Raw genomic sequence first — 21,124 nt, 5'->3', positions numbered from 1 at the left:
CTCCACGAGCGGGCGCCGAGTCCTCCACAGCCCGCCGGTGCGCGCGTCGTCCCCAGGCCTGGGCCGGCGCGACCGTCGGAGCCGGGGCGGATCGGGTCGGGTGGGCGCATGACCACCACGACGCCGCGGCCGACGCCGCCGACGACCGACCGCGACCACGCCGACCCGACCACCTCGACCGCCCGGTCCGGGCGCCCCGCCCGCTCCGCGGCGCTCGGGCGCACCGCGCTGCGGCTCGAGCACACCCGCGAGCTGCTCACCCTCGTGCCGCACCAGCTGGGGTTCCGTCCGCAGGGCTCGGTCGTGCTGGTGGCGCTGCGCCCGCCGGGCCGCACCGTCGGGCTCGTGGCACGGCTGGACGTGGCCGACGTGCTGGCGCCGGACGGCGCCGTCCTGGTCGCCGGCGCGGTCGCGCACCTGGACGCCGACGGCGCCCGCGAGGTGGTGGTCGTCGTCTACGGCGACGAGGCGGACCCCCGCGACGCCGCCCGCGGCCTGCGTCCGGCCCCCGGCGCCGACGTGGTGCGCGCCGCGGAGGAGGCCCGGCACGCCGCCGCCCAGCTGGGACCCGTGTCCGTCTGGTACGTCACCGGCGACCGGTACCTCGGCCTCGACTGCCGCGACCGCGGCTGCTGCCCGCCCGGCGGGCGCCCGCTGGACGACCTCCGCGGGGGCGAGCTCGCGGGCCGGCTCGTGGGCAGGGGCACGGTGGCACCCAGCCGCGACGACGTGGGCGTGATCCGGCCCGCGCCGCCCGGGCCGAGGCGGAGCGCCGCCGCCGCACGGTCGCGCTGTCTCGACACCCTGCTGCGGTCGGACGACGCGGCGGCCGTGCTCCGGTGGCGGCAGCGCTCGCTGGACGGCTGGCGCGGGGCGCTCTCGGCCACCCGCGCGGACCCGGGCGCCCCGGTCCGCGCCGCGGTGCTCGGCCGCGTCGAGGCGGGGCTGCTGGACCCCGTCGTCCGCGACGCGGTGGTGCTCACCCTGGTCGGCGGGGACGCCGGCCTGCCGGACGCGCTCGTGCGCGCGGCGCCGGACGGGCTCGGAGTCGCGCGGGCGACGGGTCAGGGCGACCCGGGAGAGCCGGGCGATCCGGACGACCCGGAGGACCCCGACGGCCTCGACGGCCACGACGACGTCGACGGCCACGACGACGTCGACGGCCACGACGACGACGGTGCGGCCGAGGACGACGACCCGGACGCCCCGCGCGCCCCGGAGGACCAGCACCACCCGGACGGCCGGCGGGCGGGCGGTGCCGCGGGCGGTCCCGGCTCCGACGGAGCGCGGGCCGTCTCCCGGCGCGTGCGGGACGCGCTCGACCTCATGGTCGACCCGGTCGGGGGCCGCGAGCCCGACGACGAGCTCGTGGACGCCGCGCGTGCCGTCCTGGAGCGCGTCGTCGCGCACGGCCGGCGCGACCGCCAGGCGCCCGCTCTCACCCTGCTGGCGCTGCTCGCCTGGTGGGGCGGCGACGCCGTGCGGGCGTCCGTCCTGGTGGAGCGGGCGCTCGACCAGGACCCGGGGCACCGGCTCGCCGAGCTGCTCGACCGGGCGCTCGGGTACGGCCTGCCGCCGGGGTGGCTGCGTCGTCGCTGCTGAGCGCGTCGGCGTCGGTCGTGCCGGGCGAGACAGTCCGGTACCGTCGGAGCACGGTCCACGGCCGCACCCGCGCGAGGGCGCTCCGGTGCCCGGCCCGGGACGTGGAGCAATGTGCGAGGAGCACCCATGAGCATCGTGGTCGGGTACCTGGCGACGGTCGAGGGCCAGGCAGCCCTCACCGCCGCGACGGGCGAGGCGGTCCGGCGGGCCGAGACGCTGGTCGTGGTGGTGAGCGAGCGCGGCGACGAGTCCGACGAGCAGAAGGCCGAGCTGACGACCGCCCTGGACGAGGTGCGGCGGTCCCTGGGGGCGCGGGACGTCCCGCACGACGTGCGGGTGATCTCCGGCGGCCGCGACGTCGCGGAGTCGCTGATCGGCACGGCGGAGGAGACCGACGCGTCCCTCATCGTGATCGGCCTGCGCCGCCGCAGCCCGGTCGGCAAGCTGATCCTCGGGGCCAACGCGCAGCGGATCCTGCTCGACTCGCCGTGCCCCGTCCTCGCGGTCAAGCCCGACCCGAGCTGAGGCCGGCGGCCCCGGCCGCCGGTCGCCGACGCGACCGGGGCGGCCGGGTGCGGCGCGGCCCGTCGCGACCGGCGCCGGGCGTCCAGGTGACACGCCCGGGTGGCTCCGCGGGGAATCCTTCACGGCGCCCGTGCGTTGAGCAGATCTGACAGGTCATCCGGTCTGCCGGAACGGGCCTCGCCGCCCGGACGGCGGCGCCCCTGCGTGGGCGCGGGCCGGTACAATATCGAGGTACCCGATGCGCCGAACCGGGTCCCTTGCTGCCGAAAGGTCATTCGTGACGCCCCAGACTTCCACCCCCACCCTCCCGCGCGAGTTCGAGCACCCCGCCCTGCAGGACCTCGTCCGCGTCGGGCGCACCAACGGGAGCGTCGACGCCGCTGCCCTGCGCTCGGCGTGCGAGGCCGCCCAGGTGGAGGACGCCAAGCGGCTGAAGGCCGTCGTGCGCGGTCTGGCCAACGCCGGCATCACGGTCTCGGAGCCGACGGCCGCGGCGCCGCGCGTCGCCGCCGCGACCACCGCGAAGGCCCGCCCGTCGACCCGCGCCACCGTCGCGGCCGAGGACGGCGAGGAGCCGGCCAAGCCCGCCGCCAAGCGCACCCGTGCCGCCGCCGCCAAGCCGGCCGCGAAGAAGGCGACCACCGGCAAGGCCGCCACCGCGAAGCCCGTGAAGGCGACCAAGGCCACGAAGGCCAAGGACGACGACGAGCCCGACGTCGACGAGATCGAGGACGTCGAGATCGAGGACGTCGAGGTCGAGGTCGCCGAGGTCGAGGAGACCGCCGAGGACTCCGAGACCACCGAGGCGGCTCCCGCGGCCGCGAAGACCCCCGAGCAGGAGGACACCGGCTTCGTCGTGTCCGACCGCGACGAGGACGACGCGCCGGCGCAGCAGGTCGTCACCGCCGGAGCCACCGCGGACCCGGTCAAGGACTACCTGAAGCAGATCGGCAAGGTCGCGCTGCTGAACGCCGAGCAGGAGGTCGAGCTCGCCAAGCGCATCGAGGCCGGCCTGTTCGCCGAGGAGCGTCTCGCCGCGATCGGCGAGGAGCTCGAGCCGAAGGCGCGCCGCGAGCTGCAGTGGATCGCCGGCGACGGCCGCCGCGCGAAGAACCACCTGCTCGAGGCCAACCTCCGTCTGGTCGTCTCGCTCGCCAAGCGCTACACCGGCCGCGGCATGCTGTTCCTGGACCTGATCCAGGAGGGCAACCTCGGTCTGATCCGCGCGGTCGAGAAGTTCGACTACACCAAGGGCTACAAGTTCTCGACGTACGCCACCTGGTGGATCCGGCAGGCGATCACCCGCGCCATGGCCGACCAGGCCCGCACCATCCGCATCCCGGTGCACATGGTCGAGGTCATCAACAAGCTCGCCCGCGTCCAGCGGCAGATGCTCCAGGACCTGGGCCGCGAGCCCACGCCGGAGGAGCTCGCCAAGGAGCTCGACATGACCCCCGAGAAGGTCGTCGAGGTCCAGAAGTACGGTCGCGAGCCCATCTCGCTGCACACCCCGCTCGGCGAGGACGGCGACAGCGAGTTCGGTGACCTCATCGAGGACTCCGAGGCCGTGGTGCCCGCGGACGCCGTGAGCTTCACGCTGCTGCAGGAGCAGCTGCACCAGGTGCTCGACACCCTGTCCGAGCGCGAGGCCGGGGTCGTGTCCATGCGGTTCGGCCTGACCGACGGCCAGCCGAAGACGCTCGACGAGATCGGCAAGGTCTACGGCGTGACGCGCGAGCGCATCCGGCAGATCGAGTCGAAGACCATGTCGAAGCTCCGGCACCCCAGCCGCTCGCAGGTCCTGCGCGACTACCTCGACTGAGCCGCACCGCAGAAGGCCCGCCCCCCGCGAGGGAGGCGGGCCTTCCGCGTACCCGGGCCTCTGTGGTCCGCCCCGGCCTCCCTGAGGCCGGTGTCCGCCCGCCTGCCGGTCGACGCGACCCGGCGTCGAGGTAGAGCGATGTGGTCGAGGTCGAGCGGCACGTCGCTCCACCTCGGCGAGGTGGCTCTACCTCGGCGCAGGCGCTCCACCTGGGCCGCGGCGTGACGAGCGCCCGGGGGAGGGGCGGTCGCGGGCTCGCCGGGCACGAGAGAGCACGCGGGCGCCGCCGGGGCGCGCGGACGGGTTCCGCAGCGCGAACGGGGCCGGGCATGCGAACGGGCCCGCCCGGCTCTTGCCGGACGGGCCCGTCCGAAGGTCTCGCGGCGACGTCACCCGGTCCGGGTGCGCCGCCTGGGTCGTGCGCTCAGCGAGCGGCGCCCGCTCCCGCGCCGTGCTCGGCGAGGAGCTTGTCGGTCTCGTCCTGGACGTGCGTCGCGAGCGCCGAGTACTTCGGCGCGTGCTCGCGAGCGTGGTGGGCGCAGAACAGGAGCTCGCCCACGGGCAGCTGCACGCGGACGTAGGCCTGAGCGCCGCACCGGTCGCAGCGGTCGGCTGCGGTCAGCGGGTTCGTGGTCTCGATCGTCTCCGTCACGTTGTCATACAACCATCTCCGGGCCGGATCCTTCCCGTCGGGAGCGGGTGGTTCGCTCACCGCGAAGCGGATGTCACCTGCCCGACACATCTCGCGCACACGACGCAGAGGTCCGCGCCCCCGTGCGGCGGGGCAGCACGGGTGTGTGGGCGCGAGCGACTACCCTCGGCGTCGTGTCGACCGCATCCGCCGAGTCCAGCTACACCGCCCGCCACCTCTCCGTGCTCGAGGGCCTCGAGGCCGTCCGCAAGCGACCGGGCATGTACATCGGCTCCACCGACTCCCGGGGCCTCATGCACTGCCTCTGGGAGGTCATCGACAACTCCGTCGACGAGGCGCTGGCCGGGCACGGCGAGCGGATCGACATCGTGCTGCACGCCGACTCCTCGGTGGAGGTCCGCGACACGGGTCGTGGCATCCCGGTGGACGTCGAGCCGAAGACCGGCCTGACCGGCGTCGAGGTCGTGCTGACCAAGCTGCACGCCGGCGGCAAGTTCGGCGGCGGCTCCTACGGGGCCTCGGGCGGTCTGCACGGCGTGGGCGCCTCGGTGGTCAACGCGCTGTCCGAGCGCCTCGACGTCGAGGTCGACCGCGGCGGCAAGACGCACCGCATGACGTTCCACCGCGGCGAGCCGGGCGTGTTCGACGACAAGGCGGGCCGGGGTCCGTCGTCGCCGTTCGAGCCGTTCGTGGCGCGCTCGCAGCTGGACGTGGTCGGCAAGGTGGCCAAGGGCCGCACGGGCACGCGCATCCGGTACTGGGCGGACCGGAACATCTTCCCGAGCACCGCGGTGTTCTCCTACGACGAGCTCGTGACCCGCGCGCGGCAGACCAGCTTCCTGGTGCCGGGCCTCACCATCACGGTCCGGGACGAGCGCGGGCTGCCGGGCACCCCGGGCGCCGAGGGCCCGCACGAGGAGGTGTTCCGGCACGACGGCGGCACGGTGGACTTCGCCGACTTCCTCGCGCCCGACGCCCCGGTCACGGACACGTGGCAGCTGACCGGCTCGGGCTCGTTCACCGAGACCGTGCCGGTGCTGGACGCCCGCGGCCACATGACGCCGCAGGAGGTGACGCGCGACTGCGAGGTCGACGTGGCGCTGCGCTGGGGCACGGGCTACGAGACCGAGGTCCGCACCTTCGTCAACATCATCGCGACGCCCAAGGGTGGCTCTCACCTGGCCGGGTTCGAGACGGCGCTGCTCCGCACCGTGCGCAAGCAGGTCGAGGCGAACGCCCGCCGGCTGAAGATCTCCGCCAAGGACGGCGGCGAGAAGATCGAGAAGGACGACGTGCTCGCCGGCCTCACCGCCGTGGTCACCGTGCGCCTGGCCGAGCCGCAGTTCGAGGGCCAGACCAAGGAGGTGCTCGGCACCGCCCCGGTCCGGGCGATCGTCGCGAAGGTCGTCGACACCGAGCTGACCGGCCTGCTGACCTCCGCGAAGCGCGAGCACAAGGCGCAGTCCGCCGCGCTGCTCGACAAGGTCGTGGGGGAGATGCGCGCGCGCGTGTCGGCCCGCAAGCAGAAGGAGATCTCGCGCCGCAAGACCGCGCTGGAGACCTCGTCGCTGCCCGCGAAGCTCGCGGACTGCCGCAGCGACGACGTCGAGCGCACCGAGCTGTTCATCGTCGAGGGCGACAGCGCGCTCGGCACCGCCAAGCTCGCGCGCTCCTCGGACTACCAGGCGCTGCTGCCGATCCGCGGCAAGATCCTCAACGTCCAGAAGGCGTCGATCTCCGACATGCTCCGCAACGCGGAGTGCGCGGCGATCATCCAGGTGCTCGGCGCCGGCTCCGGCCGCACGTTCGACCTGGACGCCCGCCGGTACGGCAAGGTCGTCCTGATGACCGACGCCGACGTGGACGGTGCGCACATCCGCACCCTGCTGCTGACGCTGTTCTTCCGGTACATGCGGCCGCTGGTCGAGGCCGGTCGCGTGTACGCCGCGGTCCCGCCGCTGCACCGCATCGAGGTCATCGGTGCCGGCAGCAGGAAGAACGAGTACATCTACACGTACTCGGAGGCGGAGCTCGCGGCGACGCTGAAGAAGCTCGACCGGGCCGGCAAGCGGTACAAGGACGACATCCAGCGCTACAAGGGCCTCGGCGAGATGGACGCCGACCAGCTGGCGGAGACGACGATGGACCCGCGGCACCGCACGCTGCGCCGGGTGACCCTGCCCGCGGCGGAGCACGCCGACGCACTGGTGCGCAGCGCGGAGGAGACGTTCGAGCTGCTCATGGGCTCCGACGTCGCTCCGCGCAAGGACTTCATCGTCGCCGGGGCCTCGACGCTGGACGCCTCGCAGATCGACGCCTGAGCAGTCGCGATTCCGCGTGACACGACGCCACCTCGTCGTGCACCGTGGTCCGCATGCCCGACACGACCACCACCTCGCTGCCGCTGGCGGAGCGCGCCGCGCCCCCCGCGACCCTGCCGGAGCCCGACCCCGCCACCACCGGGCTCACCTGGCGACCGCTCGGCCGTGACGACGTCCCGGCGCTGTTCGCCCTGATGGCGCGCGTCGAGGACGCGGACGCCCAGCCGTTCCGGACCAGCGAGGTCGAGGTCGCCGAGGCCTTCGACGGCGACTGGAAGGACCCGGTGCGCGACTCCCGGGTCGGGCTCGACGCGGACGGCGTGCCGCGCGCCTGGCTGACGCTGGAGGCCCCGCCCGGCGACGTGCGGGTGATCCGGGTCTACGTCGGCGGCGGGGTCGACCCGGCCTGGCGCCGGCGCGGGATCGGCCGCGCGATGCTGACCTGGGGGGTCGCGCGCGCCCGGCAGAAGCTCGCGGAGTCCGGGAAGGACGCTCCGGGCCGGATCGCCGCGTTCATCGAGGACCACCGGACCGACGCCCTGGCCCTGCACGCCGCGGCCGGGTTCGCGCCCGCCCGGTACTTCACGGACATGCGCCGGGACCTCGCGCAGCCGCTGCCCGAGCCCCGGCCCCTGGAGGGCGTGCGGATCGTGCCGTGGTCGGCCGAGCTGGACGACGCCGTGCGGGTCGCGCACAACGAGGCGTTCGCGGACCACTGGGGCAGCGAGCCGCGCACCCCGGAGTCCTGGCAGGTCGGCCGGGCGATGTTCGCGCCGCAGTGGAGCCACGTCGCGCTGGACGAGGCGACGGGCGAGGTCGCGGGCTACACCCTGTCCGGCCGGTACGAGCACGACTGGGCCCTGGCCGGCTTCACGTCGGGCTACACCGAGCTGCTCGGCGTGCGGCGCGCGTGGCGCGGCCGGGGCCTGGCGCCCGCGCTGCTGACCGCGGCGATGCGGTCGTTCCGGGAGGACGGGATGCAGTACGCCGAGCTCGACGTCGACACCGAGAACCCGTCCGGCGCGCACGGCCTGTACGCGAGCCTGGGCTACGAGGTCACGCACGGTTCCGTGATGACCACCATCGAGGTGTGACCGGGCCCTACGCTGTGCCCATGGCTCCAGCTGACGGGCGCGCGCAGGTCGACGAGGACTCGACCTGGCGGATGTACCTGGGTCTCTCCCGGGAGATGTTCACGGCGCTCGAGCGCGGGCTCGGGGCGGAGGCGGACGTGTCCGTCGCCGACCTCGAGCTGCTCGAGCCGCTGCTCGCCGCCGGTCCCTCCGGGCTGCGCGCGAAGGACCTCGCCGCCGCGGCGGAGTGGCAGGACAGCCGGGTGTCGCACCAGCTGCGGCGGATGGAGCAGCGCGGTCTCGTGACCCGCACCCGCGACCGGCAGGACGCGCGCGGCACGGTCGTGTGCCTGACCGAGAAGGGCGTCTCCGCCGCGCGCGACGCCCAGCGGACCCGGCGGGAGATCGTGCGCACGCTGCTGCTGGCGCCGCTCGACGAGGACCAGGTGCGCTCGCTCGTCGAGGTGTCGTCGCTCGTCCGCGCCCGCATCGCCGAGGCCGGCACCGGCCGCTGACCCACCCGCGGGCGCACGCGCGCCCCGTCGACGGCGGCTCGTACCCCGAGATAGGTCCATTCCGCCGAGATAGGGCCCGCGGAGGTCCTACCTCGACGCGGAGGCCCTATCTCGGCGCCACGACCTCGGCCCGCGCACGCGGCGCGTGCCCGCGCACGCCCACCCGCGGGCGCGTGGGCGTGCGCACCCCATGCCGGCGCCGGCCGGCGCGGTCAGCCGACCGCGAGCACCGGTGCCGTGAGCAGCTGCCCCGAGCCGTCGCGCCGCTCGTCCGGCTCCGGCAGGTCGACCGGCTGCCCCGCGGAGCCGGTGGCCCGCGCGGGCGCGGGTCCGACCCAGGCGAGGATCAGCGTGTCCTCGCCCTTGAGGAACCGGTGCGCCCGGACGCCGCCGGTGGCCCGGCCCTTGCCGGGGTAGCGGGAGAACGGCGTCACCTTGGCGGACCCGGGCTGCGTGCCCGGCAGCGCGGTCGACGACCCGGACACGGTCACCACGACCGGCTCGTCGTCCTCGCCGGCACCGGCCGCGAGGGCCTGGGCCGGCAGGGCACCGAAGTGCACGACCTTCTGCCCGGCGCCGAGCTTGATGCCGGCCATGCCGCCCGCGGGCCGGCCCTGCGGGCGGACGGCGGACGCCGGGAAGTGCAGCAGCGCGGCGTCGGAGGCCACCAGCACCAGCTCGTCGTCCTCGGCGACCGCGGCGCAGCCGACCACCTCGTCGCCGTCCTTGAGCGCGATGACCTCCCACGAGTCGCGGTTGGCGGGCGGCTCGCCGGAGGTGACGCGCTTGACCACGCCCTGCGCGGTGCCCAGGGCGAGCGTCGGGGCGTCGGCCGCGACGGACACCAGGCCGACGACGCGCTCGCCCTTCTCCAGCGCGAGCAGCTCGGTCAGCGGCAGGCCGCCGGACAGGTTGGGGGCGCCGTCGGTCGGCGGCAGGCCGGGCAGGTCCAGGACCGACACGCGGCGGACCACGCCGCGCGAGGTGAGCACGCCGACGTCGCCGCGGGTGCTGGTGGCGACGGTGCCGGCCAGCACGTCGTGCCGGGACCGCCCGGCGCCCGGGGCGGGGCGCAGCCCGACGTCGGCGCTGCCGGTCCGCGCGACCAGCCCGGTGGCGGACAGCAGCGCGTAGCAGGGGGTGTCCTCGATCTCGAGCGACAGCGCCGGGGCCGCGCCGCGGCGGGGCGCGGGGGCGCCCTCGGCGGCGGTCACGGTGCCGCCGGCGGACTCCAGCAGGATGGTCCGGCGCGGCGTGCCGTAGGTGGCGGCGACCTCGGCCATCTCGTCGGAGACGGCGCCGCGCAGCAGCGCCTCGTCGGCGAGCAGGGCCTGCAGGGCGGCGATCTGCTCGACGAGCTCGTCCCGCTCGGCCTCCAGCTCGACGCGGGAGAACCTGGTCAGGCGGCGCAGGCGCAGCTCGAGGATGTACTCGGCCTGCGGCTCGGACAGGTCGAACACCTGGCGCAGGCGGGTGCGCGCGGTGTCGGCGTCGTCCGAGGAGCGGATGACCTGGATGACCTCGTCGATGTCGAGGATGGCGACCAGCAGGCCCTCGACCAGGTGCAGGCGGTCCTGCTTCTTGCGCAGGCGGAACTGGCTGCGGCGCCGCACCACGGAGATCCGGTGGTCGACCCAGACCTGCAGCAGGTCGCGCAGCCCGAGGGTGCGCGGCTGGCCGTCGACCAGCGCCACGTTGTTGATGGAGAACGAGTCCTCGAGCGGCGTGTACCGGTACAGCTGCTCGAGCACGGCGTCGGGGTTGAACCCGGTCTTGACCTCGATGACCATGCGCAGGCCGTGCTGCCGGTCGGTCAGGTCGAGGGCGTCCGCGATGCCGGAGAGCTTCTTGGACTGCACGCCCTCCTTGATCTTCTCGATGACCTTCTCGGGGCCGACCGTGTAGGGCAGCTCGGTGATGACGATGCCCTTGCGGCGCGGGGTGACGTTCTCGACCCGCGCGGTGGCGCGGGTCCGGAACGCGCCGCGGCCGGTGCGGTACGCGTCCCGCACGCCGTCCAGGCCGATGATCTTGCCGCCGCTGGGCAGGTCGGGCCCGGGGACGAACCGCATGAGCTCGTCGAGGGTGGCCTCCGGGTGCAGCACGAGGTGCCGGGCGGCGGCGACGACCTCGACCAGGTTGTGCGGCGCCATGTTGGTGGCCATGCCGACCGCGATGCCCGAGGCGCCGTTGACCAGCAGGTTCGGGATGGCGGACGGCAGCACGCCGGGCTGGGTCAGCTTGTTGTCGTAGTTCGGGACGAAGTCGACGACGTCCTCGTCCAGGCCGGCGGTCATCGCGAGCGCGGACGGCGCCATGCGCGCCTCGGTGTACCGGGACGCGGCGGGGCCGTCGTCGAGCGAGCCGAAGTTGCCGTGCCCGTCGACCAGGGGCAGGCGCAGCGAGAACGGCTGCGCCATCCGGACCATGGCGTCGTAGATCGCGCTGTCGCCGTGCGGGTGCAGCTTGCCCATCACCTCCCCGACGACGCGCGCCGACTTCACGTACGGGCGGTCCGGGCGCAGGCCCATGTCGTGCATCTGGAACAGGATGCGGCGCTGCACGGGCTTGAGGCCGTCGCGGGCGTCGGGCAGGGCGCGCGAGTAGATGACGGAGTAGGCGTACTCGAGGAACGAGCCCTCCATCTCCGTCGTCACGTCGATGTCGACGATGCGCTCGGCGACGTCCTCGGGCGGGACGTCGGGGGTGCTGCTGCGGCGCGCCATGCGGACTCGGGCTCCCGGGGTCGTCGGTGTGGGCGGCTCATTGTCCCCGCTGATCGCCCCTGCGGGCCACCACGACGCGCGGCGGGCGGGGTGGATAGGCTCGGGGGCATGGCCGAGGTCACGGGGGAGACCCGTCCGCAGGACGACGCGGACTACCCGGCGGACTGGGAGGCCGACGTCGTGCTGCGGGACGGCACGACCACGCACGTGCGCCCGATCCGCCCCGAGGACGCGGACGCCCTGCAGGCGTTCCACGTCGGGCAGTCGGAGGCGTCGACGTTCCTGCGGTTCTTCGCCGCGCTCGAGCGGCTGCCCGACCGGGACCTCGCGCGGTTCACCACGGTCGACCACCGGGACCGGGTGGCGCTGGTCGCCGTGACCGGCGACGACGCGATCATCGGCGTCGCCCGGTACGACAAGGTGGCGCCGGACGAGGCCGAGGTCGCGTTCAACATCGCCGACGCGCACCACGGCCGCGGGCTCGGGTCGGTGCTGCTGGAGCACCTGGCCGCCGCGGCGCGCGAGCGCGGGATCCGCCGGTTCATCGCCGAGGTGCTGCCGCAGAACGGCCGGATGATCGCCGTGTTCCGGGAGGCCGGGTACTCGCTGCGCCAGCAGCTCGAGGACGGCGTGGTCTCCGTGTCGTTCGACATCGACCCGACGGACCGGTCGCTCGCCGTGATGATGGCGCGGGAGCACTCGGCCGAGGCGCGCAGCGTGCAGAGCCTGCTGACGGCCCGGTCGGTCGTCGTGCTGTCCTCGCCCTCGGCGGAGCCGGGCTCGCTCGACGACCGCCGGGCCGCCCGCGCGCTGGCCGACCTGGTGGCGGGCGGCGGGCTGGGCACCGACGCCGCGGACCGCACCGGCGCGGTGCACCCGGCGGGCGGGGACGACCGGGCGGTGCAGGTGCACGTGGTGGGGCGCGCGGCGCCGGCGGACGACGCGGGCACCGCCCGGTACTGGGACTCGCTGGACGACGTGCCGGGGCCGGTCGACCTCGCGGTGCTCGCGCTGCCGGCCGCCGAGGCCGTGCTGGCCGTCCGCGCGCTGGGCCGCCTGGGCGTGCGCGGCGTGGTGGTGCTGTCCGGGGGGTTCGCCGAGCAGGGTCCGACCGGCCTGGCGCTGCAGCGCGCGCTGCTCCGCACGGCGCACGCCGCCGGCATGCGCGTCGTCGGCCCGCGGTCCTACGGCTTCCTGTCCCACGCCGCGGGCGGGCTGCTCAACGCGTCGCTGACCGAGGACCCGCCGCCGGCCGGCCGGATCGGCCTGTTCTGCCAGTCGGCGTCGACGGCCGTGTCGATCCTGGGCTCGGTGCGCCGCCGGCACCTCGGCCTCGCGCACCTGGTCTCGGCCGGCAACCGCGCCGACGTGTCCGGCAACGACCTCATGCAGTTCTGGCAGGACGACGACACCACCGACGTGGTCGCCCTGTACCTGGAGTCGATCGGCAACCCGCGCAAGTTCTCCCGGGTGGCCCGGCGCCTGGCCACGGCCAAGCCGGTCGTCGTGGTGACCGCCGGCCGCTCGGGGCACGTGGTCCCGCCGGGGCACGCCGTCCGGCCGACCCAGACCTCCCGGCACACGCTGGAGGAGGTGATGCGCCGGTCCGGCGTGGTGCTGGTCGACAACGTGCACCAGATGCTGGAGATGGCGCAGCTGTTCGCCCTGCAGCCGCTGCCGCCGGGCCGGCGCGCCGCGGTCGTCGCCTCGTCGTCCGCCGCTGCCGCGCTGGTCACGGAGGCCGCGCTCGCCGCGGACCTGATGGTGCCGCAGCCGCCGAAGATCCTGCCCGAGGACGCCGACGACGCGCGCGTCGACCGGGTGTTCGCCGAGGTGTTCGCCGACCCGGGTGTCGACGTGGTCATCACGATGCACGTGCCGACCGTGGGACCGCGGGACGAGCGGGTCGCCCAGGCCTTCGCGCGGCACGCGGCGGGCTCCGGGCGCACGTCCGTGGCGTGCCTGCTGGGCCTGCACGGCGCGACGCCGGAGCTGACCGCGCCGGACGCCGACGGGCAGCTGCGCACCATCCCCGCGTACACGACGCCCGAGGACGCGGTGCTCGCGCTCGGCCACGCCGTCCGGTACGCCGCCTGGCGCGCCGCGGACCGCGGCCGGCTGGTGCACCCCGAGGGCATCCACGCCCGCACGGCCCGCAAGCTCGTCGACGCGTGGCTGGACGAGGCGGGCCGCCCGGCGTCCCTCGACCTCGGACCCGCGCGGACCGCGGAGCTGCTCGCGCTGGCGGGCGTGCACGTGTTCCCGTCCGTCGGGGTGCACGACGCCGACGAGGCCGTCGCCGCGGCCGGGCGGCTCGGCTGGCCCGTCGCGCTCAAGTCGACCGTGCCGGCGCTGCGGCACCGGTCCGACCTGGGCGGCGTCCGGCTGGACGTGCACGACGAGGCCGAGCTGCGCGCCGACGTCGCGCAGGTGCTGGCGCTCGCCGCCGGGCACGCGCCGGAGGTCGGGCGCGCGCCGCTGGAGGTGCAGGCGATGGCACCGCACGGCGTCGCCTGCGTGATCCGGACCTCGGAGGACCCGCTGTTCGGGCCGGTGGTGGAGTTCGGCCTCGGCGGCGACACGACCGACCTGCTCGGGGACGTCGCGTTCGCCGTGCCGCCGCTGACCGACGTGGACGTCGCCGACATGGTGCGCGCGCCGCGGTCCGCGCCCCGGCTGTTCGGCTACCGCGGGGTGCCGCCGCTGGACGTCTCGGCGCTCGAGGACGTGCTGGCGCGGGTGTCCGTGCTGGCGGACCAGCTGCCCGAGCTGCTGCACCTGGAGGTCAACCCCGTAGCGGTCGCGGTGCAGGGGGCGCACGTCCTCGGCGCGACGGCCCGGGTGGGTGCCGCGGCGGCCCGGGCGGACGGACCCCGGCGGGCCCTGCCGGTCTGATCGCGGCACGGGCCGGAGGCGGGTTGTGACGCACCCGCCCGGCGGTGGGAGGATGTCCGGGTGCCTGCACCGTCCACCGACCTCCTCCGTGATCTGCACCGCGCCGGGTACTACCCGGACCTGGTGGCCGACGTCCTCGACGTGGCCCTCGCGGACGAGCCCGTCGAGGCGCACCTCGTGCACCCGGAGACCACCTTCGACGCGTCCGAGGTCCGCCGGCACGTCACCGTCCTGGCGCTGACCCCGACCCGGCTGGTGGTCGCGCACGTCGACGACCACCCGGCCGACAGCGAGCACCCGTCGGCCAGCGCCGCCGCGACCACCGAGGCCGTGCCGCTGTCCGAGCTGCGCTCCGTGGCGCTGACGCACGTCATCGGCTCGCCCGAGCAGCACGCGCCCGGGACCCCGGCCACCGAGCTCACGCTCGCCATCGGGTGGGGCGCGGTGTCCCGCGTCGACCTGGAGCCGGCCACCTGCGCGGACCCCGCCTGCGAGGCGGACCACGGGCTGACCGGCACCCTGACCCCCGACGACGTGGTGGTCCGGGTCAGCGCGGTCGCCGAGGGCGCCGGTGCGGTGCGCGACGCCGTGGCGTTCGCGCGGCGGCTGTCCGCGGCGAGCGCGCGCTGACGATGACCGCCGCCGCGTCCACGACCGTGCCGGCCCGGCTCGCGGACGCGGGCCTGGTGCTGCCGGACTACGAGGGGCCCTCGCTGTCGGGGCTGCTGCCCGCCGTCGCCGACGCGCTGGGCGTCCCCGTGCCCGACGGCGCCGCGCGTCGCGCCCAGCTCGGGCTGCCGACCACGCACCGGGTGTGCGTCGTCCTGGTGGACGGGCTCGGCTTCGAGAACCTCGTGGAGCGCGCCGGGCACGCCCCGTTCCTGCGGTCGCAGCTGGACGCGGTGACGCCGCTGTCCGCCGGCTACCCGTCGACGACGGCCGCGTCGATGGGCTCGTTCGGCACCGGGACCAGCCCCGGGCGCACCGGCCTGGTGGGCTACTCGGTGCGGAACCCGCGTGACGGCCGGCTCGCCAACATGGTGTCGTGGGACGGCCTCGGCCCGGCGCGGGAGTGGCAGCGCGAGCCCACGGTGTTCGAGCGGCTCGTCGCGCACGGCGTCACCGTCACCACCGTCGGGCCCAAGAAGTTCCACGGCTCCGGCCTGACCGAGGCCGCCCTGCGCGGCGGCGGCTACCGCGCCGCCGAGTCGCTGGGCGACCGGGTGGACGCCGCGCTGCGGCTGCTGCGCGAGCCGGGCCTGGTCTACCTGTACTGGGGCGACGTCGACAAGACCGGCCACCACGAGGGCGTCGGGTCCTGGCAGTGGGGCGAGGCGCTCGAGGCGCTCGACGGCGAGCTGCGCCGGCTGGTGCGCTCGCTGCCGCGCGGCGCGTCCGTGGTGGTCACGGCCGACCACGGCATGGTGGACGTCGACCTGGCGCAGCGCTGGGACGTCGGCGCCACCCCGGCGCTGGCGACCGACGTCGAGCTCGTGGCCGGCGAGCCGCGCGCCCTGCACGTGCACCTGACCGACGGCGCCGACGCCGACGCCGCGCACGACCGCTGGTCCGACGTGCTCGGCGGCGCCGCGGTGGTGCTCCGCCGGGACGACGCGGTCGCCGCCGGGCTGTTCGGGCCGGTGGCCGACCACGTGCGGCCGCTGCTCGGCGACCTGGTGGTCGCGACGACCGGCCGGGCCACCGTGGTCGACTCGCGCACCCAGACGCCCGCGTCCCTGACGCTGGTCGGCGTGCACGGCTCGCTCACGTCCACCGAGGTCCGGGTGCCGCTGCTCGCGGTGCACACCTGACGCGCCGGCGCACCCCCTGATCGACGACCACCCAGCACGGAACGAGGAGAGCGTGGCAGAGCTGGTCTTCTTCTGCGGCACGATGGACTGCGGCAAGTCCACGCTGGCGTTGCAGATGCACCACAACCACACGGCCCGCGGTCGCGGCGGCGTGCTGTTCACCCGCAACGACCGGGCGGGGGAGCACCGGCTGTCGTCCCGGCTCGGCCTGTCCGTGCCCGCGGAGGAGGTCGCCGACACCACCGACTTCTGGGCCGAGGTGGTCGACCGGCGCACCCGCGGCGGGTCCGTGGACTTCCTGATCTGCGACGAGGCGCAGTTCTACTCGGCCGCGCAGGTCGAGCAGCTGGGCCGCGTGGTCGACGAGCTGCACGTGGACGTCTTCGCGTTCGGCATCACGACCGACTTCCGGACCCGGCTGTTCGCGGGCTCCGCGCGGCTGCTGGAGCTCGCCGACCGGGTCGAGACCCTGCAGGTGCAGGCGCTGTGCTGGTGCGGGGCCCGCGCCACCCAGAACGCCCGCACCGTGCACGGGGTCATGGTGGTCGAGGGCGCCCAGGTCGTCGTGGGCGACGTGGCGGTGGCCGAGTCCGACGAGACCGACGAGGCGGACGACGCCGTCGGCTACGAGGTGCTGTGCCGGATGCACCACCGGCAGCAGATGACCGCGCGCTCGTCCCGCGCGGCCTCGCTGTCGCCGCAGACCCTCGGCGTGCTCGGGGACTGAGCGCCGCGGGGACGGGCCCGGGCTACTCCGGCTTGGCCCCGAACACGATCTCGTCCCAGCTCGGCACCTTCGGCCGGCCGCGGCGCGCGGACCGCGGGCGGGTCTCCCGGTCCTCGGCCGGCTTGGCCGCGGGCGCCTCGCCCGGCAGCGGCTCGCCCGGCTCCAGCGCCACGGGCGTCTCGGGCTCCGGCTCGGCGGGACGGACCCGCGCGGGCGCCGGGTAGATCCGGGCCTCGGCGGCCGGGTCCGCGTCCGCGGGGTGCGCGCCGGGGGCCTCGGGCTCGTCCAGCTGGCCGAAGTCGAAGGCGTGCTGCGGCCCGAAGCCCGGGAACGCCTCGTCGTCCGCCTCGTCCTCCAGGTCGAGCGCCTGGCGCACGCCGCGACGGGCGCGCAGGTCGTCCAGCAGCTCGTGCGTGGCGCGCAGGTCGTCGGCCGGGTCGTCGACCTGGTCCGCCTCCTGGCGATGCTGCCCGTGGGCCGCGGGGCCGTCCACGGCGGCGAGCACGGGGCGCACGTCGGCGTCCACGTCGAACCCGAGGTCGCGCACGGCGGACAGGTGCCGGCGGGGGACCGGGCCGTCGCTGATCTCGGTCTCCGAGAGCCAGCGCGCCTCGTCCTCCTCCGCGTGCACGGCGCGGGCGGAGGCGTCGTAGGTCCAGCGCGCCTCGCGGGCGTCGTCCTCGACCTGGAACCGGGCCACGACCGTCCAGCCGCCGCCGGCCTCCCGGTAGGCGTCCCACACGACCGCGGCCGGGTCGACGCCGCGCGCGGCCAGGCGGTCGACCACCAGGTCGCCCAGCACCGGCGCGCCGACGTCGCGGCCGACGCGGGTGCCGCGGGCCTGCTCGGCGACGAACTCGCGCTCGGCCAGCACGGGGCCCTCGAACCGGCGCACGTGCTCGACGGCGACGCCGGTCTCGTCGGCGATCTGCTCCGCGGACTGCCCGGCGCGGACGCGCGCCTGGATCTCCTTGGGGCTCGGGCGCCCCGACTGCTCGGCGCGCACCTGCTCCAGCTGCGCGCGGTCGCGGCGCACCGCGGCCCGCAGCGACTCGTCGATGTGCAGGCGGTAGCGCTGCCCGTCGGCCGCGGCGAGGACGAGGTCCTCCCCGTCCTCGTGCAGCCCGATCAGCTCCAGCTCAGCCATCACATCTCCCATCATCCGGCCACGAGCGTGCCATCGCGCGGGCACCTTCGCGGGGAGGCGCGGCGGTGCGCCGCGCACTCGGTCGCCCCTGCCCGGCTGCCATGATCTCCCCTGTGCCTCCCGACCTCCCGCTGCAGCCCGTCCTGGAGCTGCTGGGCGTCTTCGTGGGTGCCCTGTCCGGTGGGCTGGCCGCCGTCCGCAAGCGGTTCGACATCTTCGGCATCGTCGTCCTGGCCTGGGTCGCGGGCCTGGGCGGCGGCATCCTGCGCGACGTGCTGATCGGCGCCGTGCCGCCGGTCGGCATCGCGCAGTGGCAGTTCGTCGCGACGGCCTGCGCCGCCGGCCTGGTGACCTGGGCCGCGCACCCCGGGCTCGGCCGGCTGCGGCGCTCGGTGCTGGTGCTCGACGCCGGTGCGCTCGCGCTGTTCACGGTGGTCGGCACCGTGAAGGCGCTCGAGTACGGCACCGGCGCGACGGCGGCGGTGTGCGCCGGCGTGATCACGGGCGTCGGCGGCGGCGTGCTGCGGGACCTGCTGACCGGCGAGGTGCCCGTGGTGCTGCACCAGCGGCAGCTGTACGCCATCCCGTCGGTGCTCGGCGCCGTGCTCGTCGCCGTGCTGTGGCACCAGGACGCGCTGACGGTGCCGACCGAGGTGCTGGCGGTGGTGGTCGTGCTCGGCACCCGGCTGCTGGCCCTCCGGTTCCGCCTGCAGGCCCCCGGGCCGTGGGACCCCGCCGCCGTGCGCGCCGGGCGGTCCGGCCGGACGCGGGTGTCGCGTCGACGGCCCGCGGAGCAGCCGGCGCCGCTGCTGCGGTGGGTGGCGCGGCTGCGCCGCCGCCGGCGGACCTGAGCGCCGGTCCGTCCGCCGCCGGCGTCCGGCAGGATGGGGCCGTGACGAGCGACCCGCAGCCCACCGCCCAGCCCGCAGCCGTCCCGACCCGCGACCCCGCCGAGGTGCGCGCCCTGATGGACCTGGCCGAGCGCCTGGCCCGCTCCGCCGGCGACCTGATCCGCACCGGCCGGCCCGCGCAGGTGGAGGTGGCCGCCACCAAGTCCTCCGACGTGGACCCGGTCACGGCGATGGACCTGGCCTCCGAGACCCACCTGCGCGCGCTGATCGCGCAGCACCGCCCCGACGACGGCGTGCTGGGGGAGGAGCACGGCTGGGAGCCCGGCACCTCCGGGCTGACCTGGGTGCTCGACCCGATCGACGGCACCGTGAACTACCTCTACGGCATCCCGGCGTACGCCGTGTCGGTCGCCGTGGTCGCCGGGGAGCCGGACCCGGAGCGCTGGACGCCGGTGGCGGGCTGCGTGCACGCCGTGGTCGACGGCCGCACCTACACCGGTGGCCGCGGGCAGGGCGCGTTCCGCGACGGCGCCCGGATCACGGCCAACGCCGCGAGGCCGCTGGCGACCTCCCTGGTCGGCACCGGCTTCGGGTACCGCGCCGACCGGCGCCGGGTGCAGGGCCGCGTCCTGGCGGAGCTGCTGCCGCAGGTCCGCGACATCCGGCGCATCGGGTCGGCCGCGCTGGACCTGTGCCGGGTCGCGGAGGGCACGCTGGACGCGCACTACGAGCGCGGCCTCAACCCGTGGGACCTCGCCGCCGGCCAGGTGATCGCCATCGAGGCGGGTGCGCAGGTCAGCGGGCTGCGCGGCCGGGCGGCGAGCGCGGACATGTCGGTGGTCGGCCCGGCCGCGACGGTGGTCGAGCTGGCCGAGCGGCTCGCGGCGCTCGGGGCCGACTCCGACGCCTGACGCGCCGGGTGCCAGCGGGGTGCGCCGGGCGCCGAAATAAGGCACAATCCGCAGCGCCTGATCGGGAACAAACTCGCCTGGCGATGGCTTGATCCCGCGTACGCCAGATCTACGACCACACGGAGCGTGACCCCACCTCATGGCAACCGACTACGACGCCCCGCGCAAGACCGAGGAGGACCTCAGCGAGGACTCGCTGCAGGAGCTCCAGGCCCGGCGCTCCGACAAGAACTCGGGCGTGGTGGACGAGGACGAGACCGAAGCCGCCGAAGGGTTCGAGCTCCCGGGCGCGGACCTCTCCGGCGAGGAGCTCTCGGTGCGGGTGCTGCCGCGCCAGGCCGACGAGTTCACCTGCTCCAAGTGCTTCCTGGTCCATCACCGCAGCCAGCTCGCGTACGAGAAGGACGGCATGCCCGTCTGCTCGGAGTGCGCGGCCTGAGGCTGCCACCGGGCGCGCACGCCGCGCGCGCCCGCCCCGCCGTCACGCCGGCCGGACCCCCGTGGTCCGGCCGGCGTCGTCGTCCCCGGCCAGCGCCGCGACCAGCGCCTCCGGGCGCCGCGTCGAGATGATCCAGTAGGGCGTCGGGTCGGCCGGGTCGTCCAGCTCCACCCGGACGGCCGTGCGGACCCAGCCGCGGTGGGCGAGGTGCGCGCGGGCGTCCAGGCCGGGGCCGAGCTCGTGCCGGGTCTCGTCCGCGTCGAGCGCGCGCGGGTCGCGCAGCAGCCCGAGCGGGATGTGCGCGGCCCCCGCGCGCAGCTCCCCGTCGGCGACGCGCACGCGGGTCGCCGCCCACACCGCGATCAGGGCCGCGAGGACCAGCCCGACGACCGCGGCGGCGACGCCCGCGGGCACGGCGACCGGCAGGAGGGCGATGCCCAGCATGGCGGCGAAGGCGGGCACGGCGATCCAGCCGGAGACGGAGGGCCACAGGCGCTCGTCGAACGCGGGCGACGACACGGGGGTAGGGGTCTGCACGCCCCCATCGTCCCACCCGCGCTGTGTAGGGTCGGGGCCCGTGACTGCCGACGGGACCCTGACCATCCAGCTGCGCCGCCTCGACGACGGCGTGCCGGTGCCGCACTACGCGCACCCGGGCGACGCGGGCGCGGACCTGGTCACGCGGGTGGACGCGACGATCGCGCCGGGGGAGCGGGTCACCGTCCCGACCGGCATCGCGATCGCGCTGCCCGAGGGCTACGCCGCGTTCGTGCACCCGCGGTCCGGCCTGGCCGCGAAGCACGGGCTGACGATCGTCAACGCGCCCGGGACCGTCGACGCCGGCTACCGCGGCGAGATCGCCGTCACCCTGCTCAACACCGACGCGCGCGAGCCGGTGGTGCTGCACCGCGGCGACCGGGTCGCGCAGCTGGTGATCCAGCGCGTCGAGCGGGCGCGGTTCGTCGAGGCGGACGTGCTGCCGGACTCCGTGCGCGGCGCCGGCGGCTTCGGGTCGTCCGGCGGCTGGGGCGGCACGCCGGCGGACGCGTCCGCTGCGCCCGCGGCGGACACGGACCCGGCCCGCTAGGTGCTCCGCAGCGAGCGGGC

General features: G+C 75.8%; 18 protein-coding genes. 14 read left to right on the top strand and 4 right to left on the bottom strand.

The window, feature by feature from the left end; genetic code table 11:
- The first annotated feature begins 108 nt into the window (after positions 1 to 108).
- From AC1050_RS03470 to AC1050_RS03460, 3 genes are all read left to right on the top strand, one after another.
- Positions 109 to 1,602 (top strand): DUF4192 family protein, encoded by a 1,494-nt coding sequence (locus AC1050_RS03470; protein ID WP_482385981.1) that lies wholly within the window; start codon positions 109 to 111, stop codon positions 1,600 to 1,602.
- A 126-nt stretch (positions 1,603 to 1,728) separates the two neighbouring features.
- Positions 1,729 to 2,127, top strand: coding sequence for a universal stress protein (locus AC1050_RS03465; protein ID WP_482385980.1), 399 nt, complete (start codon positions 1,729 to 1,731; stop codon positions 2,125 to 2,127).
- Positions 2,128 to 2,404: 277 nt separating this feature from the next.
- Positions 2,405 to 3,949 (top strand): RNA polymerase sigma factor, encoded by a 1,545-nt coding sequence (locus AC1050_RS03460; protein ID WP_482385979.1) that lies wholly within the window; start codon positions 2,405 to 2,407, stop codon positions 3,947 to 3,949.
- A 424-nt stretch (positions 3,950 to 4,373) separates the two neighbouring features.
- On the opposite strand, the gene AC1050_RS03455 is transcribed toward AC1050_RS03460, so the two are convergent.
- Positions 4,374 to 4,601, bottom strand: coding sequence for a DUF7455 domain-containing protein (locus AC1050_RS03455; RefSeq protein ID WP_482385978.1), 228 nt, complete (start codon positions 4,599 to 4,601; stop codon positions 4,374 to 4,376).
- A 173-nt stretch (positions 4,602 to 4,774) separates the two neighbouring features.
- On the opposite strand from AC1050_RS03455, the gene AC1050_RS03450 reads away from it, so the two are divergent.
- The 3 genes from AC1050_RS03450 to AC1050_RS03440 are packed head-to-tail and all read left to right on the top strand — an operon-like array spanning position 4,775 to position 8,510.
- On the top strand, positions 4,775 to 6,922 hold the full coding sequence (locus AC1050_RS03450; protein ID WP_482385977.1) for a DNA gyrase/topoisomerase IV subunit B: 2,148 nt from the start codon (positions 4,775 to 4,777) through the stop codon (positions 6,920 to 6,922).
- Between the two features lie 53 nt (positions 6,923 to 6,975).
- Positions 6,976 to 8,016 (top strand): GNAT family N-acetyltransferase, encoded by a 1,041-nt coding sequence (locus tag AC1050_RS03445; RefSeq protein WP_482385976.1) that lies wholly within the window; start codon positions 6,976 to 6,978, stop codon positions 8,014 to 8,016.
- A gap of 20 nt (positions 8,017 to 8,036) precedes the next feature.
- Positions 8,037 to 8,510, top strand: a complete 474-nt coding sequence (locus AC1050_RS03440) for a MarR family winged helix-turn-helix transcriptional regulator (RefSeq protein WP_482385975.1) — start codon at positions 8,037 to 8,039, stop codon at positions 8,508 to 8,510.
- A gap of 212 nt (positions 8,511 to 8,722) precedes the next feature.
- Here AC1050_RS03440 and AC1050_RS03435 read toward each other — a convergent pair whose 3' ends face one another.
- Entirely contained in the window at positions 8,723 to 11,236 is a 2,514-nt protein-coding gene (locus AC1050_RS03435; protein ID WP_482385974.1) for a DNA gyrase/topoisomerase IV subunit A, read from the bottom strand.
- Between the two features lie 108 nt (positions 11,237 to 11,344).
- Here AC1050_RS03435 and AC1050_RS03430 point away from each other — a divergent pair, with 108 nt between their 5' ends.
- The 4 genes from AC1050_RS03430 to AC1050_RS03415 are packed head-to-tail and all read left to right on the top strand — an operon-like array spanning position 11,345 to position 16,669.
- The gene (locus tag AC1050_RS03430) at positions 11,345 to 14,131 is read left to right on the top strand and encodes a bifunctional acetate--CoA ligase family protein/GNAT family N-acetyltransferase (RefSeq protein WP_482385973.1); all 2,787 of its coding nucleotides are present in this window, start codon (positions 11,345 to 11,347) and stop codon (positions 14,129 to 14,131) included.
- A 60-nt stretch (positions 14,132 to 14,191) separates the two neighbouring features.
- On the top strand, positions 14,192 to 14,761 hold the full coding sequence (locus AC1050_RS03425) for a DUF5998 family protein (RefSeq protein WP_482385972.1): 570 nt from the start codon (positions 14,192 to 14,194) through the stop codon (positions 14,759 to 14,761).
- 2 nt (positions 14,762 to 14,763) lie between these two features.
- Positions 14,764 to 15,942, top strand: coding sequence for an alkaline phosphatase family protein (locus AC1050_RS03420; RefSeq protein ID WP_482385971.1), 1,179 nt, complete (start codon positions 14,764 to 14,766; stop codon positions 15,940 to 15,942).
- Positions 15,943 to 15,994: 52 nt separating this feature from the next.
- On the top strand, positions 15,995 to 16,669 hold the full coding sequence (locus tag AC1050_RS03415) for a thymidine kinase (protein WP_482385970.1): 675 nt from the start codon (positions 15,995 to 15,997) through the stop codon (positions 16,667 to 16,669).
- Between the two features lie 22 nt (positions 16,670 to 16,691).
- Here the strand turns inward: AC1050_RS03415 and sepH are convergent, their stop codons facing one another.
- Positions 16,692 to 17,816: a septation protein SepH gene (gene sepH, locus AC1050_RS03410; RefSeq protein ID WP_482385969.1), complete on the bottom strand. Its 1,125-nt coding sequence runs from the start codon at positions 17,814 to 17,816 to the stop codon at positions 16,692 to 16,694.
- Positions 17,817 to 17,929: 113 nt separating this feature from the next.
- Here sepH and AC1050_RS03405 point away from each other — a divergent pair, with 113 nt between their 5' ends.
- The 3 genes from AC1050_RS03405 (at position 17,930) to AC1050_RS03395 (ending at position 20,017) form a co-directional block, all read left to right on the top strand.
- Complete coding sequence (locus AC1050_RS03405; protein ID WP_482385968.1) at positions 17,930 to 18,667, top strand: trimeric intracellular cation channel family protein; 738 nt, start codon at positions 17,930 to 17,932, stop codon at positions 18,665 to 18,667.
- Positions 18,668 to 18,708: 41 nt separating this feature from the next.
- A complete protein-coding gene (locus AC1050_RS03400) occupies positions 18,709 to 19,578 on the top strand; it encodes an inositol monophosphatase family protein (RefSeq protein ID WP_482385967.1) in 870 nt (289 codons plus the stop codon).
- A 139-nt stretch (positions 19,579 to 19,717) separates the two neighbouring features.
- Positions 19,718 to 20,017, top strand: a complete 300-nt coding sequence (locus AC1050_RS03395; RefSeq protein ID WP_146835284.1) for a DUF4193 domain-containing protein — start codon at positions 19,718 to 19,720, stop codon at positions 20,015 to 20,017.
- A 42-nt stretch (positions 20,018 to 20,059) separates the two neighbouring features.
- Here AC1050_RS03395 and AC1050_RS03390 read toward each other — a convergent pair whose 3' ends face one another.
- The gene (locus tag AC1050_RS03390) at positions 20,060 to 20,554 is read right to left on the bottom strand and encodes a DUF3093 domain-containing protein (protein WP_482385966.1); all 495 of its coding nucleotides are present in this window, start codon (positions 20,552 to 20,554) and stop codon (positions 20,060 to 20,062) included.
- A 40-nt stretch (positions 20,555 to 20,594) separates the two neighbouring features.
- Here AC1050_RS03390 and dut point away from each other — a divergent pair, with 40 nt between their 5' ends.
- On the top strand, positions 20,595 to 21,104 hold the full coding sequence (gene dut, locus AC1050_RS03385; RefSeq protein WP_482385965.1) for a dUTP diphosphatase: 510 nt from the start codon (positions 20,595 to 20,597) through the stop codon (positions 21,102 to 21,104).
- Positions 21,105 to 21,124: the final 20 nt, after the last annotated feature.

The sequence above is a fragment of the Cellulomonas sp. NEAU-ZC6 genome, from assembly GCF_056844425.1.
Note: the sequence above shows the minus strand (reverse complement) of the source record. Positions and strands in the feature narration are given on the sequence as shown.

Coding starts and splice junctions, on each gene's coding strand:
- AC1050_RS03470 (WP_482385981.1), top strand. CDS start 109: ATGACCACCACGACGCCGCGGCCGACGCCGCCGACGACCGACCGCGAC.
- AC1050_RS03465 (WP_482385980.1), top strand. CDS start 1,729: ATGAGCATCGTGGTCGGGTACCTGGCGACGGTCGAGGGCCAGGCAGCC.
- AC1050_RS03445 (WP_482385976.1), top strand. CDS start 6,976: ATGCCCGACACGACCACCACCTCGCTGCCGCTGGCGGAGCGCGCCGCG.
- AC1050_RS03440 (WP_482385975.1), top strand. CDS start 8,037: ATGGCTCCAGCTGACGGGCGCGCGCAGGTCGACGAGGACTCGACCTGG.
- AC1050_RS03435 (WP_482385974.1), bottom strand. CDS start 11,236: ATGGCGCGCCGCAGCAGCACCCCCGACGTCCCGCCCGAGGACGTCGCC.
- AC1050_RS03430 (WP_482385973.1), top strand. CDS start 11,345: ATGGCCGAGGTCACGGGGGAGACCCGTCCGCAGGACGACGCGGACTAC.
- AC1050_RS03420 (WP_482385971.1), top strand. CDS start 14,764: ATGACCGCCGCCGCGTCCACGACCGTGCCGGCCCGGCTCGCGGACGCG.
- sepH (WP_482385969.1), bottom strand. CDS start 17,816: ATGGCTGAGCTGGAGCTGATCGGGCTGCACGAGGACGGGGAGGACCTC.
- AC1050_RS03395 (WP_146835284.1), top strand. CDS start 19,718: ATGGCAACCGACTACGACGCCCCGCGCAAGACCGAGGAGGACCTCAGC.